The 11,444-nt window shown below is 56.1% G+C and carries 9 protein-coding genes and 1 tRNA gene; 5 read left to right on the forward strand and 5 right to left on the reverse strand.

The genetic code is table 11. From position 1 onward, the window contains the following. Positions 1-388: 388 nt before the first annotated feature. The 5 genes from AC1DON_RS03020 to AC1DON_RS03040 form a co-directional block, all read right to left on the reverse strand. Positions 389-1,543, reverse strand: a complete 1,155-nt coding sequence (locus tag AC1DON_RS03020) for an ABC transporter substrate-binding protein (protein ID WP_476933247.1) — start codon at positions 1,541-1,543, stop codon at positions 389-391. After that, positions 1,543-2,130, reverse strand: a complete 588-nt coding sequence (locus AC1DON_RS03025) for an ANTAR domain-containing response regulator (protein ID WP_476933248.1) — start codon at positions 2,128-2,130, stop codon at positions 1,543-1,545. Before AC1DON_RS03025 ends, AC1DON_RS03020 begins: the two co-directional genes overlap by 1 nt. An 83-nt stretch (positions 2,131-2,213) precedes the next feature. Beyond that, positions 2,214-3,227 (reverse strand): phospholipase C/P1 nuclease family protein, encoded by a 1,014-nt coding sequence (locus AC1DON_RS03030; RefSeq protein ID WP_476933249.1) that lies wholly within the window; start codon positions 3,225-3,227, stop codon positions 2,214-2,216. Positions 3,228-3,299: 72 nt separating this feature from the next. Further along, positions 3,300-3,629, reverse strand: a complete 330-nt coding sequence (locus tag AC1DON_RS03035) for a 2Fe-2S iron-sulfur cluster-binding protein (RefSeq protein ID WP_476933250.1) — start codon at positions 3,627-3,629, stop codon at positions 3,300-3,302. Positions 3,630-3,711: 82 nt separating this feature from the next. After that, the gene (locus AC1DON_RS03040; protein ID WP_476933251.1) at positions 3,712-4,065 is read right to left on the reverse strand and encodes an Hpt domain-containing protein; all 354 of its coding nucleotides are present in this window, start codon (positions 4,063-4,065) and stop codon (positions 3,712-3,714) included. Between the two features lie 133 nt (positions 4,066-4,198). On the opposite strand from AC1DON_RS03040, the gene AC1DON_RS03045 reads away from it, so the two are divergent. The 5 genes from AC1DON_RS03045 (at position 4,199) to AC1DON_RS03065 (ending at position 11,326) form a co-directional block, all read left to right on the forward strand. Next, positions 4,199-4,274, forward strand: a tRNA-Lys gene (locus AC1DON_RS03045). A gap of 227 nt (positions 4,275-4,501) precedes the next feature. Then, complete coding sequence (locus AC1DON_RS03050) at positions 4,502-7,555, forward strand: BPTD_3080 family restriction endonuclease (RefSeq protein ID WP_476933252.1); 3,054 nt, start codon at positions 4,502-4,504, stop codon at positions 7,553-7,555. Positions 7,556-7,558: 3 nt separating this feature from the next. Continuing rightward, complete coding sequence (locus AC1DON_RS03055; RefSeq protein ID WP_476933253.1) at positions 7,559-10,480, forward strand: site-specific DNA-methyltransferase; 2,922 nt, start codon at positions 7,559-7,561, stop codon at positions 10,478-10,480. Positions 10,481-10,484: 4 nt separating this feature from the next. Then, a complete protein-coding gene (locus tag AC1DON_RS03060; protein ID WP_476933254.1) occupies positions 10,485-10,886 on the forward strand; it encodes a hypothetical protein in 402 nt (133 codons plus the stop codon). A 50-nt stretch (positions 10,887-10,936) separates the two neighbouring features. After that, a complete protein-coding gene (locus tag AC1DON_RS03065; protein ID WP_476933255.1) occupies positions 10,937-11,326 on the forward strand; it encodes a hypothetical protein in 390 nt (129 codons plus the stop codon). The last annotated feature ends 118 nt before the right edge of the window (positions 11,327-11,444 follow it).

Consider the following 11,444-nt stretch of genomic DNA (forward strand, 5'->3'; position numbering starts at 1 on the left):
CGAAAAATCGGACCGGTCACCTGGGACGTCGTTGTCTATGAGTTGGCGCCAGCATTGGCGCCGATGTCTTGAGTTATGCAGTCACCCTTGGCTGCATGCGTACAGGGTTGTCCGAACCCGCTCTTTCGTCAATCGGCAAGACAGTTGTTTTTGAATATTTCTGCGCCGCACAAATTCAACGCAGCAAAATTGTCACAATAAATCGGACGGAAGGTCTGTTTTGGAGACTAAGTGTGCATTGTAAAAAAACGGACTATATGGTTTCCAGTGAAACCACATCTATTGATTTGCGATATTGAGGCTGGGGCGAGCTTCGGCTCGGGGAAACGCTCCAGGCGTTTGTGGCATTTCTCAACGGCGACCGCTGTTCATTTCGCCGCGAAAGGCTTCAGGCGCAGCGGAAGACGCCGCCGTCGAACAGGACGTTAGGCGGCATGGTGATCGGCTGCGGCACTGCCGCCAGCGACCAGGCGCGCAGATGACCGCCTTCGTCCTTTTCGTCCTGGACCGGCAGGTTGAATCCCAGTGAACCGGCGGCTTCGCGCCACAGGTCGGGGCGATACACATTGCGCGCCAGCTGGTCGAAGTCGTGGTCGGGCGCCAGCATGCCCCACCGCACCATCTGCCCCAGAAACCACTTGGCGTGGCTGATCCACGGGAAGGTCGCCGATTCGGGATCGAGCATCAGTCCGCTGCCGCCTTCGGACAGGGCGAACTCTATGGCCTCCGGCGGCGCGCTGACATAGGCCTGCCTGGCCAGGATGCGGATAAGGTCACCGCGATTGCTGCTGTCGGCGGCCCATTGGGCGGCCCGGAGCAAGGCACGGACAAGAGAGACGGCGGCTTCAGGATTGCTCTCCGCCCACGCGGCGCGGACGCCGAGGATCTTTTCGGGCTTGAGGCTCCAGTAGTCGGGGTCCGAAAACAGAACCTCGCCGCGCCCCAGCAACTGCGCGGTCTGCGGCCAGGGCGAGCCGGCGGAGAAACCGTCGATGACGCCGTCCTTGATCATGTCGGCCATGCGCGACGGCGGCACGACGATCCACTGGATCTGCCGTTCGGGATCGAGTCCGGCTGCCGACACCCAATGGCGCAGGACGAAATGGTGCGGCGACCAGGTGAACGGCACGGCGAAGACCAGCCGGCCCAGGCCCTCGCGCTTGCGCCGCTCCACTTCGCGCGCCAGCAGACGGGCGCTGCCCATCAGGCTCTTGTGAGAATCGCCTGCGTCCTGCAGCCGCTCTTTCAGCGCCGCAGAGACCAGAACGCCATTGCCGTTGGCGCCGAGGGCCATGGGGGCGATGATCCGCCCCATGGATGGCCCGAGACCCAACGCCGCAGCGAAGGGCATGGGCGCCAGGGTGTGGGCGGCGTCGATCATGCCATAGGCCAGCTTGTCGCGGATGGTCGACCAGTTGGCCTCTCGGCTGAGCGTGACCTGCAGTCCTTCGCTATCGTAGAAACCGAGCGCTTCGGCGACGACGATCAGGGCAGCGTCGTTGAGCGGAGAGAAGCCTATCTTTATCTGCATGTCGCTGGACATTACTCGCCTCCCGGCGTCAGCAGGTCGCTGACCGCCAATATGTCGGCAGCCACAGCCTGGATGGGACGGCCAGTATCCATGGCGTGCTTGCGCAGGACCTTGTAGGCCTCGTCTTCGGTCAAGTTTCGGGATTTCATCAGCACGCCTTTGGCGCGGTCGATCGTCTTGCGCGCGGCCAGGTCGGCCTTGGCCTTGCTCAGATCGTTGCGCAGGGACTGCGTCATGGCGAAGCGCTGCGCCGCCACGGTCAGGATCGACGACATGCGCTTGGGATTATAGCCATCGACGATATAGGCTGCGACACCGGCTTCGAGCGCCTGGGCCGTCGCGTTGGCGTCAGAGCGGTCTACGAACATGACGACGGGGCGGGGGACCTGCTCATTGGCGACCTGAAGCGCCTCCAGCATGTCGCGGTCAGGGCTTTCGCAGGCGATGATGACCATTTCCGGGTCGAAATCGCGCAGCATGCGCAGTTCCAGGCGCGGCCAGATACGGACCATCATTTCCTGGCCGGGGTAATCGGCACGGATACCTTCCGCGACCGATGCGGCCCGGACTTCATCAGGATCAATAATCAGAACGTGCATACGCGTGCGAACGGTACCTCACGGCAAGGGTATGTTGCGGCGCGGCAAAACGCATGTCACATCCGCGAAACAATCTGTAACGATTACTCGCCGTGCAGATGTTTCCACGGATTTTCGACCTTGTTGCCGACAAAGTCGTCATATGTAGTGCCGTCAGCCGGATAGCCGACACCCATGGTCTTGGAGTCGCGCCAGGCGTCGGTGAGCACATCGCGCAGGTCAGCGGCGCCCTTGCCCAGCGCCTTGGCCAGGAAGCTCTTACCGCGCAGGTCGCCGTCCTTGAAGCCGCCATCCTTTTCGAGCGCATACATTGGCTCGATGTCGTTCCAGCTCTTCATCAGGCGATCGGCGAAACAGATCTCGATCTTGGTCGTGCAGGCAGCAGGCGCCCCCATGTTGGCGCGGACATCGGCCGGTGTCAGGCCCTGCGACACAAAATCGGCTTCGATAGGCCCGTGCACCTTTTCGTTGGTGTAACCCTTGGGATTCGGATAGTCGCCCCAGCCATTATAATGGATGCTGAGGTGCATCGGATTGGTCGAGTCACCGACATAATGCGACAGGATGCCGATGTCGCGTAGCATGAGTTGTTCGCGGCGGAGGCGATCGGCGCGATACCACGCCTTCTTCGCCTTGTCGGTCTCACGCGTTTCCATCAGGCTGAGGACGCGCCATTGCGCCATGTCCTTGACGACCTGCTGGTAGGCATCGACCAGGGCATAGGGCAGGTAGCCCGACTTCCAAGGGGCAACGCCTGCGGCGCGCGTGGCCGCGTCGAAATCAAAGCGTGTTCCGGGCAGGTTATCGAGTGTGTGGCCCGAAAAGGTCTTTCCCTCATCAGTCAGGTCGACGAAGTGGGCGGCGTTACGGTCCGAGTCGTGGACCTTGCCTGAGTTGCGCCAGCGGTCGGGCTCACGTGAAAACTCGCCGACACTCGCGATCGCAAGAGGCGTACGCAGAAAGGCCGGCAGGTGCGAGGGCAGGCCGCGCATAGCCTCTTCGCCGATCATGCGGTGGCCGTGATCACCCCAGGCCAGGGCCTGGGTGGCGATCAGGGAGCCCATGATCATCGTGGTCACAAGCGTCTTGAACTTCATAGTGCCTACCTTAACGTTACGCCTATCGTTACAGGCTTAACCAAGGCCCGTGTCAACTCTATGAACGTGAGTCTAGTCGGTTTCCGGCGCCAGGGTCACCTTAAGCCCGTTGAAATCCTCGCGCATAATGATCTGGCATGACAGGCGCGAATTGCGCTTTACCATGAATGCTTCGTCGAGTTTCTCGTCTTCTTCGTCAGTCTTTTCGACCAGCTTTGGGAGCCATTCATTGTCGACATAGACGTGGCAGGTGGCGCATTCCAGTGCACCGCCACACTCCGCCTTGATCGGCAGGCCGTTGTCGCGGATGATTTCCATCACGCGCCAGCCTTCGAGGGCGGGAAGCGTGTGGATCGCGCCGTCACGGTCGGTACAGATAATGTGCAGTTCTTCGTCGGACATCTGAAAAGCCTAAGATAAAGTCGCGCAGGCTTTAAAACGCCACGCGCCGATTGCCAACGAAAAAAGCGTCGCAGGCTTTGTGTCAGGCCTTCAGGCTGCGCAGATGCAGGCCGTGGACGTAGGCTGCGACGTCGTGCAGGGCGGCGTTCATCTCGGTCTTGACCCGTTCCAGCCGCCCGGCCGCGCCTTCAGCGTCGCCTTTTTCCGCTTCGCCGGCCAGATCCGCCAGGGCTTGCGCACCAATGCCGGCGGCCGCGCCCTTTAATGTATGGGCGGCATCGCGCCAGCCTTCATGCGCCGTATCGAGCAAAGGCGCCCACAATTCGCACTGTTGCTGGAAGAGGTGCAACACCTCTTCGATGATGCCGATATCATTCATCGTATAGGCCTCGAGGTAGGCGAAATCGACCGCTCCCGTGATATCCCGCATGGCCATTTTCGTGTCCCTTTCAGCCGACTCAGAAAAAATACGAACTAAACTGATTTTGCGCTTGTAACCCAGATAAAAATGGCTATGTTCCGCCGCCTTGATCCCGGGGACCAACCCCCGGTGATGACTGAAATGGTTTGGGTGTGTAGCTCAGTTGGTAGAGCAGCTGACTCTTAATCAGCGGGTCCACGGTTCGAGTCCGTGCCCACCCACCATTTTCTCTTTTTTAATCAATAACTTGATTTACCGTCTGTCTCTGTGGCTTGCGGGCTTTTGGGTATGGGTAACACCTTGGGTAACAGCCCGTAGAATGCATACGATGGCTCGCTGATTAAGGTCTTTAGTCATTGAAAACGATCAGAATGCTCTAGGTCCTATTCAGAGTTGTGCCTAAGGCCGAACCGACATAGGAATATGCCCTTCCATCTGCGGGGCGGGCACCTTGACTAAAAGTTTCTTTGAAGAACCGATTCTTAATTCTCCGTACGAGGAACCAAGTCGGCACCATGCTCTCGATGACAAGGGGCAACCTTTAAATTTGCCGCCAGTTCTCGGGCGCAGAAAGTCCGAGCTCATTTCGCCTGTTCCAGCCGCGAAAAAACAAAAGAAGCGCGCCAAGGAAGTCGGTCTGTTTGACGAAGGTGGTGAAGACGCCGAAAGCCAAGAGTACACCTTCACCATCATCAATGAGATACGTGCCCACGTTTCAAGCTGGCGTAAAATTAAGAATCCGTCCGACTGGGGCGTCACGCCTGTAACTCAGCGGCTATTACAACATTGGCGTTCGTTCGAGTTCTCCGACCAGCGGCCATTCTTCTGTCAAGTTGAGGCGGTTGAAACAGCAATTTGGCTGGCCGAAGTTTCCCCTAAGCTACGCCAGCACGCCAAGTTCCCGGCTCATATTCAGGCAGCCAATCTAGCAGCGGCACCAGAGCGCGAGCAGATGCTCATGCGCACGGCCCTGAAACTGGCGACGGGTTCAGGTAAGACAACGGTCATGGCGATGCTGATCGCTTGGCAAACCTTGAATGCCGTCCGCTCGCCCAATAGTCAAAGTTTCAGCCGCGCTTTCCTGCTGGTAGCGCCGGGCATCACCATTCGGGATCGCCTGCAAATCCTACTGCCGTCCCACCCGGACAACTACTACGCCAAGCGCGAACTGGTCCCCGCCGACATGATGATGGATATGGGCCGGGCGAAGATCGTCTTGACCAATTATCATGCGTTCAAACGTCGGGAAGTTATGGTGCTTTCCAAGGTCGGTAAGGCTTTCCTCCAGGGGCGCGGCGAACCCATCCAAACGACAGAAACCGAAGGCGCGATGCTTAGCCGTGCTTGTGGTGAATTGCTTAGCTTCAAAAACGTGGTCGTCATCAACGATGAAGCTCACCATTGCTACCGCGAACGACCGCAGGGCGACGAAGAAGCCCCTGTTGGCGCCGAAGAAAAGGAAGAAGCCAAGCGCAACACTGAAGCGGCGCGCCTGTGGATTTCCGGCCTTGAGGCTTTGAAAAAGAAGGTCGGTGTCCGCACTGTTTACGATCTGTCGGCGACGCCATTCTTCTTGCGTGGCTCCGGCTACCGTGAAGGCACTCTGTTTCCGTGGACGGTTTCAGACTTCTCCCTGATGGATGCTATTGAATGCGGTATCGTCAAATTGCCGCGTATCCCTGTTGCCGACAACGCGGTGGGTAGCGATCTGCCGGTCTATCGCGACCTGTGGGAGCATATCGGCAAGGGTATGCCGAAAAAAGGAGCCTCTAAATCTGGCAACCTTGATCCGCTGGCATCTACCTTTCCAGCCAAGTTGCAGACGGCGCTCTTTGCCCTCTACAGCCACTATGAAAAGACCTATGAAGTTTGGAAGCAAGCTGGTCTTGATACGCCACCGGTTTTTATCGTCGTCTGCAATAACACCGCCACATCGAAGCTGGTCTACGAATGGATCGCGGGCTTCGAGCGTGAAGACGACGATGGCCACATGGTCAACAAGCATCGCGGCCACCTCGAACTGTTCCGCAACTTCGATGAGCACGGCAATCGTCTTACTGAGTTCAAAACCCTTCTGGTCGACTCCGAGGCTTTGGAAAGCGGGGAAGCTTTAGATGAAAGCTACCGCGATCAGATGGGCGCCCAAATCGAACAGTTCAAACGTGAACTGACCGAGCGCAAGCAGGACGCGCACGCAGGCGACAACATCACCGATACCGATGTCCTCCGCGAAATCCTAAACACCGTCGGCCGTAAGGGACGTCTAGGCGAGAAAATCCACTGCGTCGTGTCGGTGTCGATGCTGACCGAAGGTTGGGATGCCAACACGGTTACGCACATCATGGGCGTTCGCGCATTCGGCACCCAATTGCTGTGTGAGCAGGTCGTTGGTCGCGGCTTGCGTCGCCAGTCTTACGAACTCAATCCCAAGACCGGTCTGTTCGATGTCGAATATGCTGACATCTTGGGCATTCCATTCAACTTTACGGCCGCACCAGTTGTTGCACCTGTCAAAAAGCCCGCCAAGACGACGCGTGTTCACGCGATGAAAGAGCGCGAAGCCTTGGAAATTACCTTCCCGCGTGTCGAGGGGTACCGCTTTGACCTACCCGAAGAACGTATCTCCGCCGAGTTCACCGAAGACAGCCGTTTTGAGTTGAATCCGGACAACGTTGGCCCGTGCACAGTTTTGATGGAAGGTATAGTCGGCGAAGGTGTCGAGCTAACGCCGGAAATTTTGGCTGACATACGGCCCAGCACAATCACCATGCACCTCGCCAAATATTTGCTCTTTAAGCGGTTCCGTGAGCATGGCGAAGATGCCCCGATGCACTTGTACGGTGACATTCAGCGTGTTGTGCGCCGTTGGATCGGTGAGGGCTACTTGACGGCAAAGGGTGTGCCTGTCGGAGCAATCACTTATGCTGAATTGGTCGAGAAAGCCTGCCAACTCATCTATTTGGCCTGCCAGCGCGCAGTGCCGGGCGAGAAGCGTATCAAAGCCATTCTGGACGCCTATAATCCATCAGGATCGTCGCGGCATGTCGCCTTCAACACGACTAAGGATGTCTATGTAACATCGGCCAAACGTTGCCACGTCAGCCATGTGGTTATGGACAGCGATTGGGAGGCCGAACTGGCACGCGTTGTCGAGCGCAATCCGCACGTCTTGTCCTATGTGAAGAACCAAGGGATGCAGTTCGAAGTGCCCTACCTCGATGGGGGCGTTCCACGCAAATACATCCCGGACTTCATCATCCGCATAGACGATGGACAGTCGGAACCGCTGAACCTGATTTTGGAAACCAAGGGCTTCCGAGGCGTGAACGCGCAACTTAAAGCCGAAACCATGAAGGTGCAGTGGGTGCCGGGCGTGAACAACCTCGGCACCTTTGGCCGCTGGGCATTTGAAGAGTTCCGCGATGTCTACGCCATTCAAGAAACTTTCGACCGATTAGTAGAAGACTTGAGAGCGCAGACAGCGACCTCAAAAGAGGAGGCATAATCTATGGCCAAACTTCCCAAAGGCCCTAAGTCGGTCGAGACCATTGTCCACGACGATGCCACCCGTAAGAACATCCCAACGGCGGAACTTCAATCGACCGCAGAATATTTGGAAGAAATGCGCCCGCCGGAGCCTGCGCATTATCCGCGCGCCCGCCCTTTGGCCGAAGGCGAACGTCGTGAGCGCAATGAAGACCTTGATCCGCAAATCATCTGGAATGGCGCACGCATTAGCCTGACCCCGGCGCAGATTGCGCAACTGGTTGAAACCGGAAAGGTCGAACTTGGCGACGCGCAACTCGTCTGGCGCGGCAAGGATACGCAAGACTGGTCGGATTTGGTGGTCGCCACGCCGCCGCTCTATATCCAAGAAAAAATCCACCCTAAGGCGATCATCGATGACTTGAAGCGTCAATCTGATAGGCCGGACGCCGGGGCCGATAACTTAGACCTGTTTGCCGATTTCAACGGCATCCCCGAAGACGCACGCACGGATTTTTATCAGCATGATCAGCACTGGTCGAACCGTCTGATCTTGGGCGACAGTCTTCAAGTTATGGCGTCCTTGGCCGAACGCGAAGCATTAGCAGGCAAAGTGCAGTGCATCTATTTTGACCCGCCCTACGGCATCAAGTTCAATTCAAACTGGCAGGTCTCGACCCAAAGCCGGGATGTGAAGGACGGTAAGCAAACCGATATTTCGCGCGAGCCGGAGCAGGTTAAGGCGTTTCGAGACACTTGGAAGGACGGCATTCATTCCTACCTTACCTATCTGCGTGACCGGCTTACGGTTATGCGCGATTTGCTGACCGAAAGTGGATCAGTTTTCGTCCAAATCGGGGATGAGAATGTTCACCGTGTTAGGGCGGTTTTGGATGAAGTCTTCGGTGAAGAAAACTGTGTGACTCAGATAGCTTTTCGGACGACCACAGGCCGAGGCGGCTCTGCACTTTCAGAAGCTCTGAATTATATAGTTTGGTTCTGCAAAAAATCGGAGAGCCTAAAATATCGACAACTGACATACGATAAATCCGAGGGTTCATCCACAGACGCTGTCTATACGCTTCTTAGATTTGAAGACGGAACAGACCGAAGGATGTCGGTTGCTGAACGGAGCGGGGAAGCAAAATTACCTACTGGTGCACGCATCTTTCGACCGGGTGATCTAACCAGTGCAAGACCTGCGGGCGATCAGGATGTTAAAGAGTTCTCCTTCCAAGGGAGGAAATATACACCGGGGCGACGCACATTCGCCACCGAGTCTGTGGGGCTCACGCGCTTAGGTAAAGCTAATCGCCTTTGGCCTACAAATGCTGGTACTGTGCAATATATTCGGTATTTGGACGATTACCCTCGAATTCCGTTTACTAACGTATGGACTGATACCGGCACCGGGTCTTTTACGGACGAGAAAGTTTACGTTGTTCAAACTGGGGTTAAGGTCGTTGAACGGTGCATTCTTATGGCTACCGATCCCGGCGATCTGGTACTCGATCCGACGTGCGGTTCCGGCACTACTGCTTATGTCGCGGAACAATGGGGGCGTCGCTGGATTACTATAGATACAAGCCGGGTAGCTTTGGCTTTAGCGCGAACACGCATCATGAGCGCGCGTTATCCTTATTATCTTCTCGCTGATAGCCCGGAGGGGCGTCGTAAAGAGCAAGACGTCTCCGGCCTATCGCAGCCCCAATCTCCAACTAACGGTGATATCCGTCAGGGCTTTGTTTATGAGCGCGCTCCGCATATTGGCTTAAAATCCATCGCTAATAATGCTGAAATAGACATTGTTTGGGATACTTGGCAGTCGAAACTTGAGCCGCTTCGTGATGAACTTAATAGGCTTTTGGACAAGACGTGGGAAGAATGGGATATTCCACGCGAAATGGCGGCAAGTTGGCCTGAAGACGCCAAGTCCATTCACATGGCTTGGTGGCAAGCCCGAATTTCGCGACAGAAAGAAATCGATGCTTCGATTGCCAAGCGCGCGGAGGTCGAGCTTTTGTATGATCGCCCCTATCAGGACAACAATCGCGTTCGTGTCGCAGGTCCATTCACAGTCGAAAGCCTCTCGCCGCATCGTGTCGTGCCTGCCGACGCCGAAGAACTCCAAGCCGAACGCCCCGGCAAGAAGAAGCGCAATCTCGCCTCGGCACCGCCCGCCGATTTCGCCGCGATCGTTATCGAAAACCTGAAAAGCTCCGGCGTTCAGCAATCAACCAAAGCGGAAAAGATCGCCTTCACGTCACTGACGCCTTGGCCGGGAGAATATATTGCGGCTGAGGGTCGTTTTATGGAGGGCGATGTTGAACGCCGCGCCGCCATCTTCATTGGCCCGGAATTTGGCACGACTTCACGTCCCGACCTGACGGCCGCTGCGCGCGAAGCCACGGAATCGCGCTTTGATGTTCTGATCGCCGCCGCCTTCAACTTCGAAGCTCACGCCTCGGAACTGGTCAAGCTGGGGCCGTTGCCGATCCTGAAAGCCAAGATCAATCCCGACCTACACATGGCCGGGGAACTGAAAAACACCGGCAAAGGCAATCTATTCATTGTCTTCGGTGAACCCGATGTCGATATTGAAAACCTGCCTGATGACACGATCAAGGTGCGTGTCAAAGGCGTTGATGTCTTCGATCCCAATACTGGCGACATCCGTTCGGGCGATACCAAATCCATCGCGGCTTGGTTTATCGACACCGATTATAACGAAGAAAGCTTCTTCGTCCGCCACGCCTATTTCCTCGGCGCGAACGATCCCTACAAGAGCCTCAAAACGGCTCTGCGTGCAGAGATCGATGAAGCCGCTTGGTCAACGCTTTACCGCGAAGTCTCGCGGCCATTCGCCCGCCCGCAAAGCGGCCGTATCGCCGTCAAAGTCATCAACCACTTCGGCGACGAAGTGATGAAAGTTTTCAGGGTGTAGGGCTATGATTGACGATGATTTCCAGGAAAGGTTTCTAAAAGCCAACGCACGGCCCGAATATATTGCCGGCGAGGTGACGGAAATCATACGGAACCTCATGCGCGCTGTAGCTGACAGCGATCCATCCAATGCAACTTGGAAAGCTGCCCAGCTATTAAACAATGTTGTGGAACTCATTAAACGCTGTGACGAACCGCTTACATTTTATGGAATATTGCTAGAGGCAGTTGAAGATCTTCAGAAAAACCTTCCTGAGCAAGCGTGGGACCGAGACTACGTCCATGCGGCTCAACGGGGAATGAAGTATCTTGCTGAGGTTTCAGCGACAGACAATGCTGCTCGGGGCAGAGCTTCGAAAAGGCTGAGTGAGTTTCGGTCCGCGGCCGACTGGGGAAAACGTAAGTAGCGGTCGAAGATAAAACAGGGCAGGATTATGATACTGCGAGGGGCGAGGACGTGAGCAAGGGGAGCTATTTGGGAGGTTCTACGGTCATCAAGACATTTGGTGTCGGTAGCAGACCTAAAAGTACCCGATTGAAGACGCCTACGCATATCGAGGTGAAGCAAGTCAGTAAAACTGGAGAGAGGGTGCCGTCTCAAGCCGAGATTGAGGCTGAGAAAAGCCGTCGGCGTCAGCCAAAACCAAAGGTGATGGCGATTTCTAAGAAGATTAAAAATTTACCTAAAGCGCCGGGCTTAAAAGAACCTAGTGGTGACGTGCAGTTGGCTGATACCTATACGAACCAACAAATCACCGCATATATTCTCAAACATTTTCCTCATTGCCCAAGACGGCCAGGAAGGCAGTGGCTAAGCGCGCCTCAGCTACGCTATGGACGGGAATGACGCTTCATCAGTGTGTAGTCAACAGCTTGGAAAACTACGTAGTCTTTGAAATCTGCGGCTACTCACGATTAGTCGAAAGCGGCATACCAAGGCAATCCGTCTCGGCTCTAATCAAGCC

It is taken from the genome of Asticcacaulis sp. P4_H10, assembly GCF_056400965.1.